The sequence below is a fragment of the Paenibacillus aquistagni genome (assembly GCF_900177815.1).
Lineage (GTDB): Bacteria > Bacillota > Bacilli > Paenibacillales > Paenibacillaceae > Paenibacillus_B > Paenibacillus_B aquistagni.
On sequence record NZ_FXAZ01000006.1, the window covers coordinates 249,824 to 275,540 of the forward strand.

The window sequence follows — 25,717 nt, forward strand, 5'->3', positions numbered from 1 at the left end:
CGCTATAGCTCTGAAGCGTCGTACAGCCGCTTCATATCGAATGAAGGGACGAGTCCTTCCTTGGCTGCTCGGCCAAGCAAAGCTTCAATGGCGGCGTAACCGTCCTTGCCTAGATTGCCTGTAAAGGTGTTCACGTACAGCTCGATATGAGAAGCGACCACATCAGGGTCCATCTCCTGTGCATGCTCCAGCACATAAGCCTGAGATGCCTCGGGATGTGCCCAGGCATACTGGACAGAGGCGCGCGTCCATCGTGCCAGACTCGCGATATCCATATCACGCCTTGCGATGATGGCGCCAAGGGGGATCGGAAGCCCGGTGTCGGCTTCCCACCAGCTGCCCATGTCGGCAACAAGGGCTAGCCCGTAAGAAGGATATGTGAAGCGAGCCTCATGGATCACTAATCCGGCATCAATCTTGCCGTCTCTTACGGCAGGCATAATCTCGTCAAAGGACATCACCACAATCTCGCCTACACCGCCTGGAATATGCTGAGCCGCCCAGAGTCGGAACAGGAGATAGGCGGTTGAGCGTTCGCTAGGGACCGCGATGCGCTTGCCTGACAATACAGCAGGATTTATCGCCCCAGCAGCTTCTGTGTCTTGGCTTGCCTGATCAGGCTGCATAAGCACCAGCGGACCGCAGCCCCGACCCAATGCTCCGCCGCAAGGGAGCAAGGCATAACGCTCAAGCAGCCACGGCAGTGCCGCGAAGGAAATCTTCATAACCTCAGGGCCCTGATTGTGAATCGCCCAGCCATTGGTCTTGTCGATATCAGCATAGGTTACTTCAAGCTCAGGCGCATCTGGAATGAGACCGTGCACCCATGCATGGAAGACGAAAGTGTCATTTGGACATGGTGAGAATGCAATATTCATGCGTATACCTCCTTTAATACAACGCAGGCTGCTTCAAGAGCGCGAAGCGCATCGCCAATGCGCCATGCTGAGCGATCGCGCGGTCCGATCGGATTGGAGATCGCACGGAGTTCAATAACCGGGACGTTAGCCGCTTCAGCAGCGGCAGCTACGCCAAAGCCCTCCATTGCCTCAGCAGCCGCTTCAGGAAAGCGTGCGAGCAGCTCTTCGGCAGATTCGCGTGTTCCTGTTACGGTGGACAGCGTAAGAATCGAGGCATGCACAGCGCTTAGTTGCGCCTCGCCTAGGGCCTTGGCTAAGTGTGCAGAATAAGGCTTGGCTGCAGCCGCATAAGCAGACCCGAAGCCAAGCTTGTCTATGCTAATAAAGCCTTCTTCGCTCTCTGCTCCTAGATCCGCACAGATGATCTCACTTGCCACGACAAGGGTCCCAATCTCCGCTCGACCCTTGAAGCCGCCAGCAATTCCAGCATTGATGACCAAATCATATGGCATCGGGCTTGCAAGCAAAGCCCGAGTCGTGTGGACAGCCGCCGCTGCTGAGCCTACACCAGCCAGCACAACATCGAAGTGAAGCTGCGGCAGGCTGACAGTATGGTTTGTCTCTGTGCATTCCGGCTGCGATGACACACTCTCCGCCTGCGGCTCCAGCTTAGTAGCGGCCGCATTGGTGGATGATTGGCGCAATCCGCGAAGAACCGCTTCTCGTTCACCCTCGACCGAAGTCATAATCAGCACTCGCATTGGCTGCATGGCAGTGTCTGATGAGATGGATCTTTGTACAGCTAAAGCTTCGTTGGTATCTATATGAGTCATAAGCAATGCTCCTTTTTCATGGTTGGACGGATAGCCGTTCATGACTAGCTTGTTCTAGCCGGTGTTTTTCAAGGATGAGATATGTAAAGATTGTAACATTATACGAAAAACAGCGCCATCGTCATGCCTCTTCTTACGGCACATCGATCGGCGCTGCTCTGCCTTCTTATTCGGGACAGCTTGGGTAAATGGCTTGCGCTGCCATACATTCCTGCGCATTTCAGGGTTGCGTGCATGCTCTCGCTCCAGCTTGCGGCGATCCCGCTTCGCTTTATGACTCATAAGGCCACCTCCTACTATATTATTCTCATCATAGAACAACTTTTTAGACCACACAAGGGCGATTGCCAGTCCTCCTTAAGGATAAAATGATTATATTATTTGAAATTTTAAATTTTATCCCTAAAAAAGGATATAGAGGATTATAAATGGAAACAAATCCCTTGGAAATAGCGTACTATTAATAAGACACGATTCAACTAGAGGGATGCAGCCATATTGGTCCAAGTAGTCTACATTATCGCAATACGTGTGAAGGGGAGATAGAGATGGGAGATGCAATGAAGGTGGTGCTTGCTGGGGGCACGGGCTTTCTTGGTCAAGCACTGGCCTCTTATTTGACTCAGTGCGGGTATGAGGTTTGTATCTTGACTCGGGGTCATGCACGTATACGGGATTCAATCCGTTATGTCCATTGGAACGGCCGGAGCCTTACGGGATGGGAAGACGAGCTTGAGGGCGCGTATGCAATCGTGAATTTTGCAGGGAAGAGCGTAAATTGCCTTTATACGAAGAAGAACAAGCGGGAAATTATCACTTCCCGCATTGATTCCGTACAGGTGATTGATCGCGCGGTTCTGCAGCTTAGCGTGAAGCCGAAGGTTATCGTACAAGCGGGATCTCTCGCGATATTCGGGAACACAGCTCAGGTGTGTGATGAGCATGCGGCGCATGGAGAAGGATTCTCCGTGCAGGTATGCGAGATGTGGGAGGAGGCTTTTTTCTTTAAGCCGATTCCTGAGGTTCGCAAGGTTATGCTGAGAATTGGCTTTGCGCTAGGAAGAGATGGCGGAGCGTTAGAGCCGCTTATGAAGCTGGTTCGTTACGGTGCCGGAGGCACGATCGGCTCGGGGCAGCAATACATCAGTTGGCTGCACATGGATGATCTGAACGGGATGTTTCGATACGCCATTGAAAACGACAATGCAGAAGGCATTTATAACGCTACAGGGGTGGCGCCTGTGACGAACAAGCACTTTATGGCGACACTTCGCAGCGTGATGGGACGCGGCTGGCAGCTGCCTGCGCCGTCTCCATTGGTGAGAATAGGAGCTTATGTGATTATGAGGGCGGATCCGGAGCTTGCCTTGTCAGGACGCAATTGCCTTCCCGCGCGCTTTGTGAAGGAAGGGTTCCCATTCAAGCATACAGAACTTGATCGGGCGCTGACGGATATCGTCAAGGAAAGTCGATAAGCCTATAATCTTCATATCCTTTTATGCAAAATGTACACGCACGATGCTTCTTGAGATTCTCGACCACGATTTAAGCAATCCGTCTTTCGCACATGCAATTGCTTCATTATCTCGGACTTTTCTTGAGCCTTCCTTAAGCCTTCCTTAAGCCTTCCTTGAGCTTTCCTTGTAATACTAAGCTTAGCGAATTATCGAGCTTCTCATCGATCATCGATTGAAGCTGATATAGAATAGAGGTAGGACTGCTAGAATGGGAGGCTTATAAGCAATGAAGCTCTTTATCGGAATTGATATCGGCACAACGAGCACAAAGGCAGTTGCCTTTAATCGCCATGGACAAGTCATCGAACAGACGCAAGCAGGCTACACGACACGAATTCCCTGGCCGGGAAGAGCGGAACAGGACCCGGAGGAAGTGTATCAAGCCGTGATGGAAGCGACGAAGGAACTGTTTAATAAGACAGGTGCTTCGGGCATTCAAGCCATTGGTTTTAGCTCTGCGATGCACAGCATGCTGGCTGTGGATGAGAAGGGGACACCGCTTACACCACTTATGCTGTGGAGTGACAATCGAAGCAGGGAATATGCGAAGAAGCTGAAGCAATCCTCTGGAGCACAAGCGCTGTATGAGCGCACTGGAACGCCGATGCATCCGATGACGCCTCTAACGAAGCTAATGTGGTTGCAAGAGCACGAGGCGGATTGCTTTGTCAAGGCCAGCAAGTTCTTGGGGATTAAGGATTATGTGCTATTTAAATGGACCGGTCAGTATCTTACGGACTACTCTATGGCTTCTGGAACAGGCATGTTCAATATTCATACCTTTGCTTGGGACGAAGAAGCAGTACGGCTGGCAGGAATTACGACCGAACAGCTGCCGGACGCTGTATCTCCGCTTATGCTGCTAACGAATATGAAGCAGGAAGTGCTTGCAGAGCTTGGATTGGATCAGCTGATACCGATTGCTGTAGGGGCAAGCGACGGTCCGCTCGCCAACATAGGAAGTGGTGCGGTCGAGCCGAAGCAGCTGGCGGTTACGATAGGGACAAGCGGCGCTGTAAGGAAGATAACAGAGCGGCCAGAGCTTGATGAGCGAGGACGAACATTCTGTTACGCCATAATGGAGGGCATGTGGATAGTAGGCGGGCCGACGAACAACGGTGCAGTATGTCTCCAATGGTTCAAGGAGAACGTGGAGCACTTTCAGCATGATTCACTGGAATCAAGCGCATCGGCAGATTCCCAAAGAGCCCCTCAAGGAAGTTCAGAGGCAGTTCCTTCCTCGGAAGCCATATCTCCTTATGAACAGATGTTCAACGTAATCGCGAGCGTGCCTGCAGGTGCCGAGGGACTCTTATTCCTTCCCTTTCTGTCAGGAGAACGGGCCCCGCATTGGGATGCAGATGCTCAGGGGCTATTCTTCGGCTTAGGCTTGGAACACAATCGTGGACACATGATGAGAGCGGTAGCGGAGGGCATGCTGTACGCCATATACAGTATCGCCAAGCTTCTTGGTGAACCTCCGGCTGCATATGAAGGAGTAATTGCTTCGGGAGGCTTCGCGCAATCCTCAATCGGAGTGGCGATGATGGCTGATTTGTTCGGCGTGCCGGTTCAGCTGCCTGACAGCAACGAGGCATCTGCCTTTGGTGCCGCAGTGCTGGCCATGACGGCAACAGGTGAGCTTAGCAGCATGATGGAAGGTGCAAGTCTTGTCAAGATGAGTCGAGTATTTGTGCCTGATGTGAGAATTACGGAAATCTATCGACGGATGTCGCATCTGTATGATCGGATCTATATCCATCTTGCGGAAGCAGGAGATTTTGCATATGCAGCACAGCTGAAGCATGAATTGGCGACCGCTCGTGTGTAACAATGCGCGCAAGGTACGATTCCTTGCTGCAGCGCAAATGTAAACGCAACCAATATCTGGTCTTCTTGATGATACAACCGCAAAAACTTTGCGGTAATTACGGGTATAGTAGTCGGTGAAAAATGGTTCAGAATTCGATAAGATGAAGTTGAAAAAAGGTAACAGTAACGTAAGTCTCTTCTCCAAATTTTGCAGCTCGGATCGTGCAACCTCTCCTCTTGCACGCACAGCTTAGTCGCTGTATATCCGCTGCTACGTACTGATGCTGTAAGCAGCCTCCCCCTTGCGCTTACAGCATCTTTCATTTATCTACATAGATTGGGTAGAATGCTGCTGAAGGAAGCACCTCAACAGCTTAGAGGATGATCAGATGCACAACCACAGCGGGTACCTTCTTCAGGAACAGGGGCACTTTCACACAGGAAGCACTCTGGAAGAGGGCTATGTGGGTTGTTACGGAGGTGGCTTGAAGCGATGTGGAAAAGTATTGGCGTCTATCAGTATGATGAGAAGCACGAGGCTTTGCTGCTAGACGGCATCCGTCCCGTTATTCATTCCTTGCAAGCTGAAGGAAGATTACATCGGGCTTATGTGCTGCGATCCTTTATATATGGTCCTCATCTCGCGATCTATGCGGAACTTGACCGTGAGTCTGAGTACCCAGCCTTACAGAAGACGATACAGGATCGGTTGTCCCCGTATTTAGAAGAGCACCCCTCCTTGTCAAAGCCAACTTTGCAAGAATATACAGAACGATGCAGCCAGTGGCTGGAGCCAGAAGCGATGGCGCTGCTCTCTCATGAGCTTATGGATGACCAGAGGGTCATACTGCAAGCTTCAGCAGCATGCGCGCTTACTCGCTTCAATCGCGTGCTTCAAGAATTGCTGCACAGCTTCCATGCCTTTAATTATGAGATGATCATGAAGGAGCTGGAAGCGACACGATGCGATCGCAGGCAGCGTTACATGCGAATGCTTCGACTGATGGCTTCCAATCATGCCTTTGATGCGAAGCAGAATGTATGGCAGGGTGCCAACATGCCTCGGCTGCGGATGGAGCGTTATCTGATGAGCCTTAAGGAAGGCGATCAGGTAAGATCCCATTATCGTGAGGCCGATGGACGATGGTGCAAGGCAGTAGATGATACCCTTGTAGAGTTATTGCAGCATACGCGGGAGGATGGCGTATACGTTGGACCAGATCGTATGCTGCGCAGGTGGTCTGCGTCACGCCGTGAGTTGTATAAGGCCGTACACACATTGACTGAAGAAGGACTGATCATCTCGGAGCAAGGGGAACCGTCTCGTTCATCCGATGACCGATCTCTAGCGTATTTGATGCTTCATGAGACCTCTAACGCCTTATTGCCACTGTTCCAGATCGACCGTTATCAGCGATATATGCTGGAATATATGCTGCTCCAATCGATAGATCGCAAGAATGCCAAGACTCCTTCTGTCCATATGAGCCACAGGCAGCAGAACTTTGCGGCCTATTCATCCTTCTAATTGATACGTCCGGATAGGAGGGACAACATGAAGCATCCAGATGAGAAACCCCGAGAGATGAGGCGCTCCGCAGAAGAAATCATTCAACTTCGCATGCGAACGTTATCCTCAATCTTTGAGACGATGAATAAGCAGCATTTGCCGTCTTCCACTCATAATCACCTTAAGTTCTATAATGGAAAAAGCAAACAATCTTCAAATTAATAGGAAGTGCGCTATAATAGGCAATGTCCTTGAATTTATGGTTATATGTTAATGTAATCATAAGTTTGACGGCTGTTGTCTATTTTTTCTATATTGAAGGTAGATTGAAGAGGAGGGACAGGTTTGAAGCAGATCAAAGAGGAGATCGAGCTTCATATGAGAAGCTTGAGTGATCTGTACTTCAGTTCTAAGCCAATGCGCGAGTATGCCCATCTGTTCATAGCAGAGAAACTGAAGGAGCCTATGGTGTTTGGGGCGTTAATAGTATGGCACTATCGATTGTTTGGCGGTATGGGAGATGAGATTCAACGTGTTGCAGCAGGTATTGAGCTTCTTATCCTAAGCTCGGACATTCTGGATGATCTTCAGGATCAGGATGCGCCTGCAAAGCCATGGATGCAGATTCCTGAGCCAGAGGCCATGAATGTCGTGATGGGGCTGCTGCTTATTGGACAGCAGGCTATCATTCATGGAGCGGCAGAGGCTGATATTCGACTTCAGGCGTCGGAACTTGTGCAGGAGAAGCTATTATGCTCCCTAAATGGTCAGATGACCGATATTCGAAATGAGATGCAGGACATTGAGCATTATGTGGAGATGACAAAAGAAAAATCAGCTTCGCTCTTCGTAATGTCATGCGGATTGGGAGCGCTTTATGCAAGAGGAAGAAGGCATCCAGCAGTAGAGGAATACGCGGAGTATATGGGATTATCCGCTCAGTTAAGCAATGACTGCAAGGACCTCTTCAATTGGGAAGAGAAAAATGACTTTACCGCTCGCAAACGAACGCTGCCAATGCTCTATCTGCTGGACAGTGTCGAAGGACCGGATCTATGGGTGAAAGACTATATAGAGAAGGGGACAATTCCAGCGGAAATGGAGATCAATGAGTCTTTATTCAAGGACCTATGCGATCGCTACGGAGTAGTACTATATTCACAGGTTCAGATACAGGTCTATTTTTATGAATTTATGGAACGCTTTGCTGCGGTGCCAGAAACCGCAGGGAAAAAAGAGGAGTTCTTACGTGAATTTGCGGTGCGCGTGGAGCCGGATCATGCATAATACAATCATATTTATGTAGAATAAAAACCAAACCGCAAAAGTTGTTGTGGTTATACACAATAGAGTTTGCGTTCTTATTAGCCCCCTGACTTTGGTAGTATAACAAGTAATAGGAGTTCTATTTTTCTACATACTACTTTAATTTCTGGAGGCGCTATCATGAAAGAGATGATTCAAACTTTATTAAAGGACCGCATCTTGATGGATCAATTCATGCGCAATGGTGTACAGTTTGAAGGAGTTTCAAAAGTTCAACAGCGAGCACTTCGTGCCGTTCTGTCCAATCCAAGACAACCTAAAGATAATTATTTTTTTGGTGGCTGGATTTAATATAAACTTTCGCGTTATTTAGGAGGCCTTAATGAATACTCATCTGTTAAGGAGGATAAGTAGTGCCTCCTTCTTTGTCTTTATTTTAGGAATAGTTCTTTATTTGGGCTATGTTACAGTAACCTATACGCCAGTAGGTCCTTCAGTAAGAATTGATAATAATGGTGAATATAGGATCGTAAATCTGGATTATGTGGGTTACGTAAAAAAGTTTGATGTTGTAGTCGGGGATGTTGTTGTTGAAGTAAATGGTTATCCAACGGGTGAGCATAGGAGTGTGTATAAGTACGGAACGGTAGAGAATGCCGACAATCTACTTATAAGAAAACAAAACGGTACATTATTACCTATTGATATCCCTAATAACTGGAGAAGTAATCTAGCTAGTGAAAAAGTTATTTTTGATATTTTAATACCGACTGTGTTTCTTATTATTTTTTCATTGGTTGGATTATTCCTTTACATTAAGTGTAGGCATGACCAAGCGGCTAGAATATTGAATTATTTTTTTCTAGCTATTGGTATTAGCTATTTTAGTGCACCTGCTTCTTATCGATGTGATCCAGTTGGACGCACAACGTTGTTCTTATTACTTCCAAGCATACCGTATATTTTTATGTATTTCATGCAGGTGTATTTAAAAAGATTTCAAGTCAAATTTATGAATAGTAAACTACTTCTAGTAGCATTTAGTATAAATATGTTGATACTCACTGTTCATTTCTCATATAGTACAACAGATTTAATTTCTGGAGAATATTTCAGAATATTACAAGTAACGTTTTACATTTTGTTAACTGCAGGATATGGGTTATGTGTCCATAGATTAGTTTCAGTCTATTTGCATTATCGCAATACACCTCTTCGCCCTTTATTTAAAACAATTCTTGCAGCTCAAGTTATAGCATTTACACCGTTTGTTACAATGAATCTCATTCCATTGATTCTTCTACATGTTGAATTAATATCACCAACTATTACAACGCTGTTTTTGTTAATATTACCATTTAGCTATATGTACCTCTTTACTTCAAATCGATTATTCGACATAGATTTTATTTTCACACGATTTAAGTACTACACACTATTATCAGTGATCCCGGCAATCACAATATTACTGTTCTTATATGTTGTACTTTATGTTGGTCATGAGTTTGCTAGTGTTAAATGGTTCCAAATTTTTTTAGTGATATATATTGGTTTGATTTCATTCCTTTATATGAAAGAACAAATCGACCATCGATTCCGTCCTAAGCTGTTTAAGCAAATGTACAGCTATCAGGATAGTATTGACCGCTATTCAAAGCAAATGGCAAAGGTAATGAAACGAGATGATTTAGAGAAAGTTTTGCACCAAGAAATATCTATGATGCTGCCGATGTGCCGCTATCAATTCGTAATTATTAATTCCACTAACAAGACTGCTAAGATGGAGGTCGAAACATCATCACAGGAGCAAGAAGTTGTTAATGAATTACTCGATCGTTTAGAGGTTATGCAGGTTGCAGAAGTTATAGAAATATCAAATGGCGTAGCATTGATTGTTGGAAAGCGTAAAAATGAATTTCATATATTATGGATCAGCAATAAAAGCAATCATACGCAATTTAATGTTGATGAAATGCGTTGGTTGAAGACGATATCGAATTATACCAGCATTGTATTTGAGAACTTATATCTAATCGATAGCTTAATTGACGATCTTGAGGCTGAGATGAAGAAGCAGCAGTCGACATCACCTTGGTTGCTGCGCTTGTTATTCTGTTTGTCGGAGAATGAGCGAAGACGGCTGGCGGCTGATCTCCATGATTCGGCGCTTCAGGATCAACTGCATTGGTTCCGCAAGCTGGAGTCTGTGCTGCTGGATCGTCAGATGGATAAAGCGCTGGCAGAAGATCTGGAGCAGATCAAGGAAGGCCTGCTTGATGTTATTCACCAGATCCGAGAGACATGCAATGAACTGCGGCCGCCTCTCCTGAAAGAGCTTGGTGTTGTAGAAGCAATCGAGAATCTAATCGACCATGCTAGATTGCAGATGAACTTTTCCATTCATTTTGATGCGGGCTTTCTCAGTGCGAAACTTAATGAAGAGCAGATTACAGCGATGTATCGGATTGTGCAGGAATTGCTTCGCAATACGGAGAAGCATGCGCGGGCGACGGAAGTCAACATTACTTTATCTCAACTGGAGTCTCATATTTATTTCCATTATCGAGATGATGGGCTAGGGATGGAAATTGAGCAGTTGCAGTCTTCATTTCATCATATGGGATTGTCAGGCATTCGCGAGCGTGTCATTAGCTTCGAAGGAACGATAGAGTTCAGATCGCAGCCGGGAGAGGGCTTCGAAGTAGAAATCATGATGCCGATTACGTTATCGAAGGAAGTAGAGGAAAGAGGGGCTTATATTGATTCGTATCTTATTAGTTGATGACCATCCATCAGTTGGCGAGGGGACCAAGACGATGCTGGAGCAGGACCCGCAGATTCGGGTCAATGTTGTATTGTCTGCAGTTGAGGCGCTTGATGAGGTGAAGAAGGATCAGTATGACATTATTCTCTGTGATCTGAATATGCCTACAATCAGCGGTTTGGAATTGACCAAGCGCCTAATTCAGGAGAAGCCGGATCGCAAGGTTCTAATCTATACGGGCTACGAGATTAACTCCCACTTCAATCTATTAATAGAGTCGGGCGTGTCAGGGTTTGTCTCGAAGACGGTATCCCGTGAACAGTTGTTGAATGCGATCTACTGCTGCATGAGGGATGAGGCCATTATTCCCTTGTCCTTGCTAAGGCAGCTTCGCCGCAGCGAGATCAAATTCAAGCGCGGTGATAAGACCTTTGAGGAGGCTTCAATCAATGAGCGTGAGCAGGAGATTCTTCAGGAAGTAGCAGAAGGAAGAAGCAACAAGGATATCGCTGCGAAGCTGCATATGAGTCAGCGTACGGTTGAATATAACTTAACTCGTATTTTCGAGAAGCTAGGTGTTCGTTCCCGTTCAGAGGCGATCGTGGAGGCTGCTCGTTTGGGTCTAGTGCGCAAGGAAATGTTCTAGTTCTTGAGTCTTAATTGTCTTGCTGTAAATGAGTCGAAACGGTGTAAAATTATGTTGTAAAAAGTAATTTATACCTATATAATTGAGAATGTAATCCATATATTAACAAATCGAATGGTTCGATTGAGAGGAGGAACATGATGAGTAGGAATATGGAATTAAGTTTGGCAAGACAATTAAGCTTGGTGTTTGAGGAACTTGAGTCGGAATTGCTAGGAATAACAGGCGGGACCTTGATTGTGTGTATACGCAACGATATGATTGGTAAGTTTGGTGTGAAGCATGACGCGCTGGAGAGCAAGGATGATGTTCTTGTCCCGATTCGACAAGGGCTTCAGAAGAATCATCTTACATCCTTTCGTTTAATGGCGATGGAAGCGTTGAAGCGTAAGAAGCATTGGACGCATGGAGAGATTGTATTTGACTTTACCCTGAGACAGGACACGCTTCTTGTAAGCACTTGGTTCGAATCGAATTACAACATGTCCAATTTGCTTGAGAAGTTCCAATATTCGGACTCTCCTAAGGGATTGCGCCGCTAAGCTAGGCCTTTACATAATGAATAGACAACATGGATGGAAGTATGAATAAGTTGGACCTATCTTACAATAAGCTTGATTTGATTCAAATAACTAAGCTATACCTAGAATAAGCGCTGCATTCCTTAGTCGAGCTAAGAGGGAATGGGGAAAGTACAGACTTGACGAGGATCTGACTTCCTGATATATGTATGTCGACTAACATTTAGGAGTGTAGAGAATGAAGACAATATGTGTGTATGCAGGTTCCAATCTTGGCAATCGTCCAGAGTATGCAGAGGAAGCTCGCAAGCTCGGCAGGCTTTTGGCGGAACAAGGGATTGAGCTTGTGTATGGCGGCTCTAAGGTTGGACTTATGGGTGAGGTTGCAAACAGTGCGCTCGAACATGGCGGGAGAGTCGTCGGAGTGATGCCAAAAGGGCTGTTCCGTGGCGAGGTTGTTCATGCAGGATTGACGGAATTCATCGAAGTGAAGGATATGCATGAGCGCAAGGCACTCATGGCACAACGTTCGGATGGATTTATTGCGCTTCCTGGTGGTTTCGGCACGTTCGAAGAATGGTTTGAAGCGATTAGCTGGACACAGATTGGCATACATAATAAGCCGGTTGCGCTTTTGAATGTCCTCGATTATTATACCCCTCTTCTCCGCATGGTCGATCACAGCATTGAAGCTGAATTTGCCCAAGTGTCTCATCGTCAGTTGGTCGTAGAAGCCAACACCGCAGAGGAGCTCCTAGCGAAGATGGAGCAGTACCAGCGCCCTGAGATGACGAACAAGTGGAAGCAGCTTGAGGATTAATGATTAACTTGCATGTAAGAAGTAGGATGTTCCTAAAGGGCTCGCCATTGATTTGGCGGGCTTTTTTAATTGTATGAATACGATTGTATTATCGTGGCAGAGAGAACTGCAGCGGATGCAAAATGTGAGAATACTCCTAGCACAACGATACCCATCGCCGTATGCTTGCTAGAGATTGAGATAGACTTCATCGCATGATCAGCGATCACCGAAGAGACAGGTAATGGGAGTGAGCAGAATGAACACATGTACGACGATGATAACTCGAGAAGTGCCTAGAAGTATAATGTGGAAAACCGTTTCCGAGGACTGCAATCTTGCATGCGATTACTGCTATTATAGTACGTGTGCCGGCAAGCCGGGCAAGACAATTCGAACGATTGAGGATGATTTGCTCGATCGTGTGGTCAAGCAGATGATGCAGGGGTCCAAGGGGGCAGTATCCTTCGCTTGGCAGGGAGGGGAACCGCTGCTTGCTGGGAAGGAATTCTTTCACAAGGTTGTGTCGCTTCAGGCGCATTATGCGCAGCCAAGAACCACGATCAGCAACAGCGTTCAGACGAACGGAACGCTGATTGATGCTGAATGGGCGGCATTTTTCAAAACCTATTCATTTTTGGTAGGGGTCAGTGTGGATGGTCCTGAATCGATTCATGACAAGCGCAGAAAGACAGGCTCAGGCGCAGGTTCCTATAAGCAGGTGATGCGGGGAATAGATGCTTTGCGCAAGGAGCAGGTCTCCTTCAATATTCTGATGGTTATTCATGAAGACAACGTAAGAGAAGCAAGCGCTCTGATGCAGTGGCTGAAGGATCAGCAGATCACGTTCGCTCAATTTATCCCGTGTATGGATTTCCGATCCCAGGATGTTGAGGCATCGGGGACCTATCGGATATCTCCAGAGGAATATGGACATTTTTTATGCAAGATGTTTGATCTGTGGTTAGAGGATGGCGAGCCGCAGATGTCCATCCGCATATTTGATAATTGGCTGCAGACGCTTATCGGTGATGAACCGGAGATGTGCACCTTCCGGCAGAGCTGTCCGAAGATGCTTATCTTGGAGCAGAATGGTGATGCTTATCCATGCGACTTCTATATTCATGATCAATATAAGCTGGGAAGTGCTAAAGAGGCGTCCTTGCAGCAGCTTATGGAGGCACCGCAATGGGAGCTGTTCGAAGAGCAGCAAGAGCAGGGCACAGACTCATGCAAGACTTGCTCGTATTGGCAGTATTGTCATGGCGGCTGCCCGCGCAATCGAATGACGAGAACAGGCCCGCAAGAGTCTTTGCAGGAGACTGATTATTTTTGCCAAAGTTACCGAATGCTATATGCATATGGAGAGGACCGCATGAGACAGCTCGCCAAGCGTGTCATGCAGCGCATAGGCCGCAGCTACCCAGGGCGCAATGAGCGCTGTATCTGTGGAAGCGGCAAGAAGACGAAGCAATGCTGTGGAAGCTGAGCTATTTTCCGGGAAATAAGGTACAAAGCCCTTGAAAGGAGTGCAGATCATGCAAGAGCAGTGGAGAGTATTCCTTGCTGTTCCTTTGCCGGCTGAATTGAAGTTAAAGCTCCATCACGAGCTGCAGTTGATACCATCCGTATTGGAATCCTTTAAGAAGCAAACGGATTATCGAGATTATCATATTACCGTTCAGTTTCTGGGTGACGTGGCTTCAGAGCGAATTCAAGAGATTCACAAGGCCATGAACCGAGCAGCAGCCTTGATGTCACGCTTCACCGTTGGACTTAGCGGCTGGGGGACATTTGGCCGGATGGAGACTCCACGAGTTCTTTGGTGTGATATCCAAGGGCAGTTGAATGCCCTTCATCAGTTATACGCTAAGCTTACTGCTGAGACGCGCTTGCTTGGATTCCAGCCAGAAGAACGGCCCTATCGTCCACATATCACGGTTGCGCGTCAATATCAAGGAACGGAGTCATTCTCTTTGGCGGAGCTGTCAGAGCTTGGACAAGCTTCTGATGTGAGCTATGCGTGGGAGGTTGACCGGATCGTATTGTACCGAACCCATATGGGGAAGAAGCCGATGTATGAAGCTATTGCAGAGAGCACCATTAATGGATGAATGATGCAGCAGGTCGATGGTTGGTCTTGGGTAAATCTCTTGTAACTTGTTCAATCTCCTTTGGAAGTTATACAATAGTCTTTAGGGCGGTCATCCATGGATCGCTTATATAGCAGCATTACAAAGGAGAAAGAACTCGAATGAAAAGACATCCTTGGGTATGGGCAAAACGATTTTTGCTCGCTTTGGTGGTCCTCATTATTCTAGGTTCCATCGGGCTTGCCATCTATGTGAAGCCAGAGGCTTCGATTGGATGGGCCCCTCCTGTTCATGTTTCGCTTCGCGAGCGTGTTGAGGCCATGATTGATCAGCGGGCATTTGAGATCAAGCTGACAGAAGATGAGATCAACGGGTATGCATCAGAGTGGATGCTGACAGAAGGTTTCCAGAAGCCAGAGATCAAGCGTTGGAACCTCCAAGGGCTGCAGATTGAATCACAAGATGAGGTGCTTCATCTGCGTGTAGCTGCGAAGCCGTGGCTCGGGTTAGATGTGGGCGTTAATCTGGATATGAAGCAGGAGTTTGAGGCATCAAGTGGAATTATTAAGCTGATTCCTATGAAACTATATGTCAAAGACATAGAGCTCCCATTAGGTTGGTTTGATCTGAAAACAATCGAAGTGAATCCAGCTGATTATATGTCGGAGTGGGTAAAAGTAAAATCTGTTCAGTTCGGAGATCATTATTGGAATATTCGCCTTGGTCTGAGGCTCTAACTGAGTGCAACAAGCAGGGGGAAGTTAGAAATGGAGTGGATCGATTGCCGACTAAAAATGAATTATACCAGCTGCAAATCAAATTCCGGACGATTGTGCGGCGCATCAATAAGCTGTGGATGGAGGAAATGGATCACGATGTGAATCCAACACAGTTCAGTGTTCTTGAGCAGCTAAGCCAGCAAGGCTCCTTGAAGGTAACGGAAGTTGCCAAGTCGCTTCGTCTTACGGCTGGAGCTGTAACAGGAATCACCGACAAGCTGATCGAGCTTGGGATGGTTGTTCGCCGACGTGATGATGCAGATCGACGTACGGTATATCTGGATATTACCGATGCGGGACACAAGCTAGTCGAAGAGACACAGGTTCACCGTCAAGAGTTGTTTGCCCGCTTTTTTACGAATGTATCGGAAGAGGACTTTAAAGTGTATGTAGCGGTGAGCGGACAGATTATGAATAATATCGAACAACTGATGATACCAGAAGAAGAGTAGCATAGCATTGATACTCAACATTAGAGCCTTATTCCCTTTTTATTAATCGGAGAGCGTTTCTTTACAATTAGACGACCGTCCTTGAACATGCCGAGGACGGTCGTCTTGTTATGTCTTGCTTTCTTCGTTAGGTGGTTAGGTGAAGGTGAAGAGAGCACATCGTTTAGAAACGCTCATCTAGCGTGATGATCCGCGTCTTCCTGTTATCAAGGACACGATAAAGAGAATGAGGAAGACAAAAAATAAAATTTTTGCGATAGAAGCCGCAGCCTCTACAATGCCCAAGAAGCCAAATATTCCAGCAACGATAGCAATGATTAGAAAAATAGCAGCCCATCTTAACATCATGTATCCCTCCTTTTCCAACTACTAACATTTAAGGATTCGTTGTGTCATGTCATTAACCAGAGCGTGCATGGATTAATCAGGAAAAATAATTTTGGGGAATTTTGTTTGAATATGACCGGGAAAGGGTATAGAGTTGATGAATATCTGCTTCATGTCAATGTGATCATACATCGCAGCGAGCGTATACATACCGAAAGGAGCTCCCTTATGATTATTGAAATTAGTGCCCTTATTGCAGCTATCGCTTTTGTTGTGCTTGTCATTTATTTGATTAAAACACTGGTGTCTGCAAAAACCTCATTGGATCAAGCCACGCAAACCTTAGCTGATATTCAGCAAACCATTGATGCGGTATCCACTGATGTAAAAGAAGTCGTGTCCACAGCCAATGAAATGACCTCCAACATCCACGTGCAGGTAAAGAAGCTTGAGCCTGTTGTGGATTCCGTAGAGAATGTCGGAGAGGCCTTGGAAGAGATCACTTCGGTGCTGAAGTCCGTATCCGTTGGCTTTAGCAAAGGCATTCGCAAGGCAGCGAAGCGCTTCGATGAAGCCCCTAAGAAGGAAGCGCCAGCGAAGCCTGCTGCACAAGTATCGAATACGGTTCCGTTCCCTGTTCCTGCAGCAACTCAAGAGGTGGTCCCGGCGGATGGGTCACCTGAATGGGAAGCAGGCATGGCTGAGGCGGCAGCAGCTTATGAAGCCCCTGCAGCACCTGTAGCTCCTGCGAAGAAGACGGTTAATCCCGAGCAATGGAAAGCATGGGTGGATCTCGGCGTTCAAGCCTGGCAGCTGTTCCGTAAATCATAGAATATAATATGGAAGCCCGTCTATCTATGATAGACGGGCTTTTTTGAGAGCAAATACAAAAAAGAGAAGGTCGTTCCTGAAATTACACATGATAACTTTTTCACAAAAGAGGTGCTCACGTCTTCGGATTTCGGTATAGTAGAGATAAGCTAACGAGAGGAGAATCGTATGGTGAACGTTCTGGTTGTTGATGATAATCCGACGAATATAATGTTGATTCGAGAAATATTGCGTAAAGCAGGTTATACAGGCATTCATACGGTATCATCCGCTCGCGAGATGTATGAACAGCTTGGATTGAACCGGGATGGGACGTATACCGATAAACGAGTTGAGCCTGATATGGATCTGATCCTATTGGATATGATGATGCCTGAGATTGATGGCTTGGAGGCGTGCAGGCATATTCAGCATATTCCGGAGCTGAGGGATATCCCTATTATTATGGTGACGGCGATCGGGGATTCCAAGACTTTGGCGGAAGCCTTGGATGCAGGCGCTGTCGACTATGTGACGAAGCCTGTTAATCGAATTGAGCTGCTTGCTCGCATTCGATTGGCTTTGCGACTGAAGCAGGAGAAGGACTGGCACAAGGAACGTGACCGCCATATCCGCGAGGAGCTGCGCCTTGCCGCTCGTGTACAGGCCTCGGTGCTGACGGAGCCTTATGAGGATGAGCATGTGCACATTCATGCCATTTACAAGCCTTCGGAAGAACTGGCAGGTGATTTGTATGCCTGGTTTCCTATTGGAGAAGGCAAATATGGCGTCATGATCCTGGATATGATGGGGCACGGGGTATCCTCTGCGCTATTAAGCATGTTTATCGCTTCAGAGCTCCGCAACAATGTCATGAGCGGCCGAGCTCCGCATGAAGTCCTGCAGCAGCTGAATGCTAAGTTCCAGCAGGTGCATATGAGCGGCAACTTGATGTTGTATTACATGACCGTGATCTATGCGATTATCGATGTAGAGGCCAACACGATTCAATATGCAAATGCAGGGCACCCGCCAGGCGTGATCGTGATGGAGGACGGCCGCATTGAGAACTTGGTAACGACAGGCTACCCTGTCGGCATGTTCCCAACCCTCGATATTGAGACGAAAGTTATCGAATGTACAGGCGAGTACCGGATGCTGCTCTATACCGATGGTTTAACGGAAGCCGTAGGTGAAGATCCGGACACGTCAGCTGCGCAATTAGCCTACCTGATACAACAATACCCATCATCAGATGCTAGTCCGTGGAAGGAACTGTTCGACACGCCTTATGGCAGAGAAGATGATAAATGTATGGTATGGGTTCATGTGAAGGGAACAGGAGGAGTCACAGCATGAAATTAAGGACCAAATTGGTTCTCGGTTTCGCTTCCTTTATGGTCGTCTTGGTATCGCTAGGCGTTATGTCTTATGCTCAGATGACTCAAATGCAGCAAGATATGCGAGTGTTCTATAATGACCGCTTCGTGAAGGTCAAGGCGGTATCCAACATTATGAACGATGCCAATAATATATCGGCGGAGCTGGTGAATGAGCTGTTGAATGTAGAGACAGATCGTTCCCAGTCCGTCATGGAGATTCAGCGTTATAAGAGAAGAATTGAGCAAGCCATCCAGCTGCTGCAGAATACAGCTGACAAGGTTCAAGAGAAGGGTGGGCTTGCTCAGCTTGAGCAGTCGTGGGCGAACTATATTCAGTTCGTGGAACGAGCGGGAAGTCTTGGAGAAGCAAATGAGATCGAGAAGGCCAATCAGCTTCGCAATGAAGTGGGTGTGACCTTCCAGCGGAAGCTTCTCGAAGATCTTCGCTCCCTCATCCAATATTATGAGATTCTAATGGACAACCAGCTCCAAGCCTCCCAGAGTTCTTATGAAGAGGCAATTGACTGGACGGCAAGCTTTATGATGCTTGGCTTTGCTGTCAGTATTGCTGTCTCGCTATGGGTGATTCCAGGCGTGACTAAGAACTTGAATACGATGTCGATGATGATGCGAAGCCTTGCGGCTGGCAGACTCAGGATCATACGTAAAATGAAGGTGCACACCCATGATGAGATCGGTGAGGTCATCGAGGTGTTCAAACAGATGGTCGAAGATCTGGAGGTGCGCAAGCAGACGGAAGGCAAGCTTCGCAAGCAGCAAAATGATCAGGCATGGCTGGATAACAGAGTAGCGAAGATCAGTGAGCAGCTTAATGGAGCAACGAATCTGCATCAAGTCGGTCAAACATTTGTAAATGAATTTACTCCTGTGATGAATGCGCAGTATGCGGCAATCTATATTCGAGATGAGCAGGATTCTCCAGATACTCTGCGATTGTATGGCACCTATGCATCACAGCATGCAGTCGAAGCTGTGCCATCCTTTGAGGTTGGTGTTGGTCTTGTAGGACAATGCGCGGCTGACAAGCATCCAATCGTGCTGTCAAATATGGATCATTGTACGATATCCATGCGTACAGGCTTAAGTGAAATTCGGGCGCAGCAGATTGTACTCTATCCTATTAAGTTTGAACATCGTGTTATTGGGGTAATGGAGCTTGCTTCTAAGAGTTCGTTCACAGAGCTTGAACATAAGCTGCTGGAGCAGCTTGCAGTAAGTCTAGGCATCGTGATTCATACGGTGATGGGCCGTCTGCGCGTAGAAGGGCTGCTTAGAGATTCTCAAGCGTTGACAGAGGAACTTCAATGTCAATCAGAGGAGCTAATGTCTCAACAGGAAGAGCTGAGACGCTCCAATGAGCATCTTGAGTCACAAACCGATGCGTTGAAGCGCTCTGAGGAGCTGCTGCAGCGACAGCAGGAAGAGTTGGAACATTACAATAGACAGCTTGTGTCCAAAACGAAAATGCTGGAAGATACGATGAAGACGACGCAGGAGAAGAATGAGGAACTGGAGATTGCGCGGACAGCGCTTGAGCGCCAGACGCTCCAGCTTGCGCTCGCATCAAAGTACAAGTCGGAATTTCTGGCCAATATGTCTCATGAGCTTCGCACGCCGCTTAACAGCTTGCTTGTTCTGTCCCAGTTGCTGGCAGAGAATCGAGACGGCAATCTCGTTGAGAAGCAGGTAGAGTATGCTCGAACGATTCATATGTCAGGTACCGACCTGTTGAAAATGATAGATGAGATCTTGGATTTATCCAAGATTGATGCAGGAAAGTTGAATATTAATTATGAAGTCGTGGATCTTAAGGAGCTTGCGCTGTTTATGAGAGACAGCTTTGATCCGATTGCTTCCCAGAAAAATCTGGATTTCAAGCTTGAACTGGGTGATGATTTGCCGGATACGATCATTACAGACAGTTATCGCTTGAAGCAAATTATTCGCAATTTGCTGTCCAACGCGTTCAAGTTCACGGATGAAGGATCTGTAAGTCTTAAAATAGGTATGGATGATGAGACCACATTGCTTGCTCATACGCCATTTATGGCCATTCGCGTGACGGACACGGGTATTGGCATCCCTGAGGACAAGCAGAAGCTCGTCTTTGAAGCCTTTCAGCAGCTTGATGGCAAGACGAGCCGCAAGTATGGCGGCGCGGGGCTTGGATTAAGCATCAGCCGCGAGCTGGCAGGCCTGCTTGGAGGCAACCTTCAGGTGAAGAGCACACCGGGTGAGGGAAGTGCCTTTACCTTGCTTATTCCACTTTATACGGAAGAAGATGAAGTGCTTAAGCTGGAGCAGCTAACGAAGACGCGTGCAGTGTCTCCTCTTGATGAGATCCTTGAACGGCTAACTGAACCAGGGCAGATCCGAGGAGAAGACGCAAATAAGACGGCATCATCTGAAGAAGAGCCATTAGAGAAGAAGCGTGAAAGCGGAGTTGATGTGGTGAAGCAGGCTCATGCCGAGGCAGCGCCAGCGCTGGCGTTCTCACCTTCCATGGGCGATTGCGGATGTGGTGGCATGAAGGCGGAGCCGATCTCTAGTGAGCTGGAGGAAAAGGTGAAGTGGATCTTTTGTCAGAAGCGTCTCCTGCTGGTTGGCTTAGAGGAGCAGGAGTCGCAGGAATTGATCTCAGGCTTAACCCATACGAGCATTGGAATCACCATCGTAAGCACAGGACAAGACGCGCTTGAGATAATTAGCCGTGAGCAGATTGACGGTATCGTGATGGATCTGAATATATCCGATATGCAAGCTGCCGATCTTGTCATGCGTGTCAAGGATACGCCAGAGATGAGTGAGGTTCCGATTATTATTTATACAGCTGCGCTGCAGCATGCAGATGAAGGTAAGCTGCGCACGTATGCGCATCGATGGATATGGAAGAGTGAGGCTTCGAGAGATGTGCTGCAAAATGACATTATGGGCATGCTGAAATGCGAAGAAACATCTGTTCCATCCTCTAACGTGATTGTGAACGAGCGCTTCGAATATATCAAGGATCAGAACTTGTCAGGCAAGCGGATTCTGCTCGTTGATGATGATGTGAGAAATGTGTTTGCTTTGTCGAGTGTATTTGATCAATACGACATGGTCATTGAATATGCAGAGAATGGACTTGAGGCGCTTGAACTGCTGACCGCCAAGGAGGCGCCGATCGATCTTGTGCTGATGGATATGATGATGCCGGAGATGGATGGCTATGAAGCCATGCGGCGTATTCGTCAAATGCCTGAATATGAGCAGCTGCCGATCATCGCTCTTACAGCCAAAGCGATGAAGGAAGATCGCAATAAATGTATTGAGGCAGGAGCTTCGGATTATGTCAGCAAGCCGTTCCAGACCGATCAGCTGCTGTCATTAATGAGAGTGTGGCTGCATCAATGATCGTGCGGCGATTAAGGAAGTACAGAGAAGGGGGTTGTCATGTTTGAAGAGGGGTTCGGCTTCAACCAGACTCTGGACCGAGGCCAAGATCACGAATATCGAGAGCAAGTCGAGATTGAGCTGTTGCTAGAAGGAATGTTTCGAGTATACGGCTTTGATTTTCGCGATTACGCTTTCCCTTCTCTTCGACGCCGTATATGGCACCAAGTATATAAGGAACAGCTCGGCAGCATCTCAGCACTGCAGGGGCGTCTATTATATGATCGGGAGGCAGCAGAACGGCTGGTTGAGACGCTGTCGATCCCTGTGACGGAGATGTTCCGCGACCCTACCGTGTTCAAAGCGATTAGAGAGAAGGTGCTGCCAGCTATTAGAGAGCTGCCGGCCATACGTATCTGGCATGCTGGATGCTCCACAGGCGAGGAAGTCTATTCCATGGCAATCCTGCTTGAGGAGGAGGGCTTGCTGGATCGCTCCAGACTCTATGCGACGGATATGAATCTCGCCTCGTTGAAGCAGGCGCGAGAAGGCTTGTCCTCTTTGGAGAAGATGAAGCAATATACGACGAACTATTTGCAGGCAGGGGGCAAGCGCTCCTTTTCTGAATACTATAAGGTCACGCAAGAGGGCAAGGTGGAATTCGATCCAAGGCTGCGCAGATATATGCTCTTCTCGGATCATCATCTGGCCACAGACAAGTCCTTTAATGAATTTCACGTGATCCTATGCCGCAATGTCATGATTTATTTTAATGACGTGCTTCGAGATCGTGTTCATCAATTGATCTATGACAGTCTGGCGCAAGATGGCATCCTAGTGCTTGGCTCCAAGGAGTCGATTCACTATACGGCTGTTCGCTCTCGATACGAAGAGGTGGATGCTCAGGAGAGAATTTATCGCAAGGTTCGATGAGTGATGAAGAAAGGAGAAGGTTACGGTGGAACTAATCAACATATTGCTCGTGGATGATCGTCCTGAGAATCTGCTCGCCTTGGAGGCTGTGCTGTCTGAGGAGAATTATCGATTAGTCAAAGCAACATCAGGCGAAGAAGCGCTGCGCCATCTCATGAAAGAAGAGTTCGCCGTAATATTGCTTGATGTGCAGATGCCGGGCATGGACGGCATTGAGACTGCAAAATGGATTAAAGCGCGGGAGAAAACGATGAATATCCCGATTATATTCATTTCTGCAAATTATAAAGAGACCGAGCATTTATTTGCCGGCTATTCCGCTGGCGGCATTGATTATATGGTTAAGCCATTTGTCCCCCATATCTTGAAGTCTAAGATACACAGCTTTGTCGGCATGTTTCTTGCACAGAAGCGGCTTGTGGCACAGAAGATGCTGCTAAGACAGAAGACAGAGGAGCTGGAGCGCATCAATCGCGAGCTTGCTGCTGCGAAGGAAGATGCGGAGCGGGCTGCGTTGGCGCGCACCCATTTTTTAGCGGTAATGAGTCATGAGATTCGCACCCCGATGAATGGGGTGCTGGGGATGATTGATTTGCTTCAGGACACAGAGCTGACTCCTGAACAGCGCACGTATACGGATATGATATACAACAGTGCAGATGCATTGATCAAGACCATTAGCAATGTGCTGGACTTTACAAAAATGGAATCGGGAAGGGTAGAGCTTGAGGAATATCCCTTTGAGATTCGTTCTTTGATCCAAGGTGTATTTGAATTATTTACGCCAGAGATCAGCAAGCGTCCGCTCACCTTGACAAGCCATGTGGATGAACAAGTCCCAATGTGCTTGCGCGGCGATATGATTCGTCTTCGTCAGGTATTCGTCAACTTGATTGGCAATGCGGTAAAGTTTACGGAAGAAGGCACCGTTGCAGTGCGCGTGCAGATGGAAGAATTAGATGAGGCGGGCGCCCAGTGCACGCTTCACATTGAGATAGAAGATACGGGCATTGGGATACCGGCAGAGAAGCTCAATGAGATGTTCAAACCCTTTTCACAGCTTGATTCATCCATGAATCGCAAATTTGGCGGGAGCGGGCTTGGGCTTGCAATTAGCAAGTCCATTATTCAGATGATGGAGGGCGACATCCAGGCAGTATCCTTGGATTCAGGAGCGCTCATGGAGTTTACGGTGAAGCTCCAGTTGACGCAATAGGATAATATTGCGGGTTCGAAATTGTCATCTATTGTGTTTCAATGAATAGAGATCCGGTTATAGTTTAAGGAAAGTGTGCAAATGTAACGGCTGGAAACAGGCGTTAAAATTGTTTTTCTCACGGGGAGAGGAAATGTTATGAATGGAAAGAAGTTCAATGTGGAGACAACACAAGAAGGCAATCAGCTAACGGTATTTTTGCAAGGAGAGCTTGATCTTGCTGCAGCTAGTGAGTTCAGAAGCTTTATGGAGCCTCTGGCAAACGATGGAGAGGTGTCGTTAATCCTTGATTTGTCCAAGCTTACGTACATTGACAGCACTGGCATCGGTATTCTGATTTCTATTTTGAAGGCTCGCAGCGAGATGAATGCTCCGTTGCAGGTCGTTCATATACCAGCTCAAGTGCAGAAGCTGTTTGATATGATCGGCATTTCGAAGTTTTTGGCCTCTAATTAAGAAAATGATATTTGAAAGGAATTGAATCATGGCTGATGTTAATTTACAGCAGCAGGTAAGATTGTCTATACCGGCACAAGCTGAATATGTTGATTTGGTTCGTTTAACCTTATACGGTATTGCTCATCAGATGGGTTTTTCTTTTGAGGATATCGAAGATATGAAGGTAGCTGTATCTGAGGCATGCAACAATGCAGTACTGTATGCCTACAAGCGTGATGGCGGAATAGTTGATATCGTATTCAATGTTGGCGATCAAGAGTTGGAGCTTGTCATTCGCGATGAAGGCGAGAGCTTTGATGCAGAAGAGAAGACACAAGAACCGGGTGCTTGGCATGACACTCCACTTGAGGATGTCGAGACAGGGGGCTTGGGTTTCTATCTCATGCAGGCTCTTATGGATGACCTCGAGGTTAACAGTATGGAGGGTCGCGGTACAGAAGTACGGATGAAGAAATCCATCACTTTTAGTGAGGAACACCAATGAGTCTACTCCCCAGACATCAGCCTAATGATGCGATTGATTTGATTCGCCAATACCAAGAAACCAAAGATAACGATATCGCCACGATACTGATTCAACGATTTGAACCGATGGTAAAGATGGCTGCGGGGAAAATTTCACGCAATCGTCCGGATCTCTATGAGGATTTGATGCAGGTCGGCAATATGGCATTGCTTCGTCTGCTTCAGCAGTTCGACGCTTCCTTGGGTGTTCCCTTTGAAGCCTATGCCATGAAGAGCATGATCGGCCATATGAAGAACTTCCTTCGGGACAAGTCCTGGTACATCCAGGTCCCAAGACGAATTAAGGAGAAGGGTGCACTTGTTCAGCAGACGATCGACAGGCTTACCGTTCAGCTTGAGCGCAGCCCCTCTGTTGAAGAGATTGCGAAGGAGCTTGATCTGTCGGTAGAAGAGACTGTAGAGGTCTTAGCAGGCAGGGAGTGCTATCATTATGTATCGCTTGACACTCCTCTTTCACAGGAAGAAAGCGCAGCGACGCTTGGCGAGCTTATCAGTTCGGATGCAGATGACTTTGAGGCGGTTGAACGCAAGATGGATCTGCTCGAGGCGATGAAGCAGCTTAAAGAAGAGGAAAGACGAGTGCTTGTGCTTGTCTTTGAGCAGGGCTTGTCTCAACGGGCAGCAGCCGAGAAGCTTGGAGTCTCGCAGATGAGCGTCTCCCGGATTCAGCGGCGTGCAACCGACAAGCTGAAGCAGATTATGTCATCGCAAGGGACGACATAATGGAGCAATTGTTAACATTCATCCCATACATCAAACAAGCGTGAGCTTCTTATGAAGACTCACGCTTATTTGGTATGCCTGAGCAAGCTGCGTTATT

26 protein-coding genes are annotated in these 25,717 nt (G+C 47.2%); 22 read left to right on the forward strand and 4 right to left on the reverse strand.

What is annotated here, in order from left to right; all coding sequences use genetic code 11:
* Window positions 1–2 precede the first annotated feature (2 nt).
* The 3 genes from B9Y93_RS19520 to B9Y93_RS19530 are packed head-to-tail and all read right to left on the reverse strand — an operon-like array spanning window position 3 to window position 1,975.
* Window positions 3–878 carry a 1,4-dihydroxy-6-naphtoate synthase gene (locus B9Y93_RS19520; RefSeq protein ID WP_085497263.1) on the reverse strand — a complete coding sequence of 292 codons (876 nt, stop codon included), beginning with the start codon at window positions 876–878 and terminating at the stop codon, window positions 3–5.
* On the reverse strand, window positions 875–1,693 hold the full coding sequence (locus B9Y93_RS19525; RefSeq protein ID WP_244903492.1) for a futalosine hydrolase: 819 nt from the start codon (window positions 1,691–1,693) through the stop codon (window positions 875–877). The genes B9Y93_RS19520 and B9Y93_RS19525 overlap by 4 nt, the downstream gene beginning before the upstream one ends.
* A 54-nt stretch (window positions 1,694–1,747) precedes the next feature.
* Window positions 1,748–1,975: a hypothetical protein gene (locus B9Y93_RS19530; protein WP_085497265.1), complete on the reverse strand. Its 228-nt coding sequence runs from the start codon at window positions 1,973–1,975 to the stop codon at window positions 1,748–1,750.
* Window positions 1,976–2,241: 266 nt separating this feature from the next.
* On the opposite strand from B9Y93_RS19530, the gene B9Y93_RS19535 reads away from it, so the two are divergent.
* The 14 genes from B9Y93_RS19535 to B9Y93_RS19590 all read left to right on the forward strand — a co-directional run bounded on the left by B9Y93_RS19535 (window position 2,242) and on the right by B9Y93_RS19590 (window position 15,852).
* On the forward strand, window positions 2,242–3,168 hold the full coding sequence (locus B9Y93_RS19535; RefSeq protein WP_097676295.1) for a TIGR01777 family oxidoreductase: 927 nt from the start codon (window positions 2,242–2,244) through the stop codon (window positions 3,166–3,168).
* A 268-nt stretch (window positions 3,169–3,436) separates the two neighbouring features.
* On the forward strand, window positions 3,437–5,041 hold the full coding sequence (locus B9Y93_RS19540) for a gluconokinase (protein ID WP_085497267.1): 1,605 nt from the start codon (window positions 3,437–3,439) through the stop codon (window positions 5,039–5,041).
* A 474-nt stretch (window positions 5,042–5,515) separates the two neighbouring features.
* Window positions 5,516–6,550, forward strand: coding sequence for a lantibiotic dehydratase C-terminal domain-containing protein (locus B9Y93_RS19545; protein ID WP_085497269.1), 1,035 nt, complete (start codon window positions 5,516–5,518; stop codon window positions 6,548–6,550).
* A 27-nt stretch (window positions 6,551–6,577) separates the two neighbouring features.
* Window positions 6,578–6,754 carry a hypothetical protein gene (locus tag B9Y93_RS24680; protein ID WP_169027294.1) on the forward strand — a complete coding sequence of 59 codons (177 nt, stop codon included), beginning with the start codon at window positions 6,578–6,580 and terminating at the stop codon, window positions 6,752–6,754.
* Between the two features lie 123 nt (window positions 6,755–6,877).
* On the forward strand, window positions 6,878–7,819 hold the full coding sequence (locus tag B9Y93_RS19550; protein ID WP_085497271.1) for a polyprenyl synthetase family protein: 942 nt from the start codon (window positions 6,878–6,880) through the stop codon (window positions 7,817–7,819).
* A gap of 159 nt (window positions 7,820–7,978) precedes the next feature.
* Window positions 7,979–8,149, forward strand: coding sequence for a hypothetical protein (locus tag B9Y93_RS24685; RefSeq protein ID WP_169027292.1), 171 nt, complete (start codon window positions 7,979–7,981; stop codon window positions 8,147–8,149).
* Between the two features lie 31 nt (window positions 8,150–8,180).
* Window positions 8,181–10,580: a sensor histidine kinase gene (locus tag B9Y93_RS19555; protein WP_085497274.1), complete on the forward strand. Its 2,400-nt coding sequence runs from the start codon at window positions 8,181–8,183 to the stop codon at window positions 10,578–10,580.
* Window positions 10,558–11,208, forward strand: a complete 651-nt coding sequence (locus B9Y93_RS19560; RefSeq protein ID WP_085497277.1) for a response regulator transcription factor — start codon at window positions 10,558–10,560, stop codon at window positions 11,206–11,208. The genes B9Y93_RS19555 and B9Y93_RS19560 overlap by 23 nt, the downstream gene beginning before the upstream one ends.
* Before the next feature lie 140 nt (window positions 11,209–11,348).
* Complete coding sequence (locus tag B9Y93_RS19565; protein WP_085497280.1) at window positions 11,349–11,750, forward strand: O-methyltransferase; 402 nt, start codon at window positions 11,349–11,351, stop codon at window positions 11,748–11,750.
* A 217-nt stretch (window positions 11,751–11,967) separates the two neighbouring features.
* On the forward strand, window positions 11,968–12,549 hold the full coding sequence (locus B9Y93_RS19570) for an LOG family protein (protein WP_085497282.1): 582 nt from the start codon (window positions 11,968–11,970) through the stop codon (window positions 12,547–12,549).
* A 238-nt stretch (window positions 12,550–12,787) separates the two neighbouring features.
* Complete coding sequence (locus B9Y93_RS19575) at window positions 12,788–14,017, forward strand: anaerobic sulfatase maturase (RefSeq protein ID WP_244903493.1); 1,230 nt, start codon at window positions 12,788–12,790, stop codon at window positions 14,015–14,017.
* Window positions 14,018–14,066: 49 nt separating this feature from the next.
* The gene (thpR, locus tag B9Y93_RS19580) at window positions 14,067–14,642 is read left to right on the forward strand and encodes an RNA 2',3'-cyclic phosphodiesterase (RefSeq protein ID WP_085497285.1); all 576 of its coding nucleotides are present in this window, start codon (window positions 14,067–14,069) and stop codon (window positions 14,640–14,642) included.
* A gap of 140 nt (window positions 14,643–14,782) precedes the next feature.
* Window positions 14,783–15,358 (forward strand): hypothetical protein, encoded by a 576-nt coding sequence (locus B9Y93_RS19585; protein WP_085497287.1) that lies wholly within the window; start codon window positions 14,783–14,785, stop codon window positions 15,356–15,358.
* Window positions 15,359–15,402: 44 nt separating this feature from the next.
* Entirely contained in the window at window positions 15,403–15,852 is a 450-nt protein-coding gene (locus B9Y93_RS19590) for a MarR family winged helix-turn-helix transcriptional regulator (RefSeq protein ID WP_139829197.1), read from the forward strand.
* Between the two features lie 177 nt (window positions 15,853–16,029).
* On the opposite strand, the gene B9Y93_RS19595 is transcribed toward B9Y93_RS19590, so the two are convergent.
* Window positions 16,030–16,197 (reverse strand): DUF1328 domain-containing protein, encoded by a 168-nt coding sequence (locus B9Y93_RS19595; protein WP_085497291.1) that lies wholly within the window; start codon window positions 16,195–16,197, stop codon window positions 16,030–16,032.
* Between the two features lie 210 nt (window positions 16,198–16,407).
* Here B9Y93_RS19595 and B9Y93_RS19600 point away from each other — a divergent pair, with 210 nt between their 5' ends.
* From B9Y93_RS19600 to B9Y93_RS19635, 8 genes are all read left to right on the forward strand, one after another.
* A complete protein-coding gene (locus B9Y93_RS19600) occupies window positions 16,408–17,010 on the forward strand; it encodes a DUF948 domain-containing protein (protein WP_085497292.1) in 603 nt (200 codons plus the stop codon).
* A gap of 171 nt (window positions 17,011–17,181) precedes the next feature.
* Window positions 17,182–18,348, forward strand: a complete 1,167-nt coding sequence (locus B9Y93_RS19605; RefSeq protein ID WP_085497445.1) for a SpoIIE family protein phosphatase — start codon at window positions 17,182–17,184, stop codon at window positions 18,346–18,348.
* Window positions 18,345–21,785 (forward strand): response regulator, encoded by a 3,441-nt coding sequence (locus B9Y93_RS19610; protein ID WP_085497295.1) that lies wholly within the window; start codon window positions 18,345–18,347, stop codon window positions 21,783–21,785. The genes B9Y93_RS19605 and B9Y93_RS19610 overlap by 4 nt, the downstream gene beginning before the upstream one ends.
* A 39-nt stretch (window positions 21,786–21,824) precedes the next feature.
* Window positions 21,825–22,697 (forward strand): CheR family methyltransferase, encoded by an 873-nt coding sequence (locus B9Y93_RS19615; RefSeq protein ID WP_085497298.1) that lies wholly within the window; start codon window positions 21,825–21,827, stop codon window positions 22,695–22,697.
* A 25-nt stretch (window positions 22,698–22,722) separates the two neighbouring features.
* Window positions 22,723–23,913, forward strand: coding sequence for an ATP-binding protein (locus B9Y93_RS19620; protein WP_085497299.1), 1,191 nt, complete (start codon window positions 22,723–22,725; stop codon window positions 23,911–23,913).
* A 138-nt stretch (window positions 23,914–24,051) separates the two neighbouring features.
* Window positions 24,052–24,369, forward strand: a complete 318-nt coding sequence (locus B9Y93_RS19625) for an STAS domain-containing protein (RefSeq protein WP_085497301.1) — start codon at window positions 24,052–24,054, stop codon at window positions 24,367–24,369.
* A 28-nt stretch (window positions 24,370–24,397) separates the two neighbouring features.
* Window positions 24,398–24,856 carry an anti-sigma B factor RsbW gene (rsbW, locus tag B9Y93_RS19630; protein WP_085497302.1) on the forward strand — a complete coding sequence of 153 codons (459 nt, stop codon included), beginning with the start codon at window positions 24,398–24,400 and terminating at the stop codon, window positions 24,854–24,856.
* Entirely contained in the window at window positions 24,853–25,620 is a 768-nt protein-coding gene (locus B9Y93_RS19635; protein WP_085497304.1) for a sigma-70 family RNA polymerase sigma factor, read from the forward strand. The genes rsbW and B9Y93_RS19635 overlap by 4 nt, the downstream gene beginning before the upstream one ends.
* Window positions 25,621–25,717: the final 97 nt, after the last annotated feature.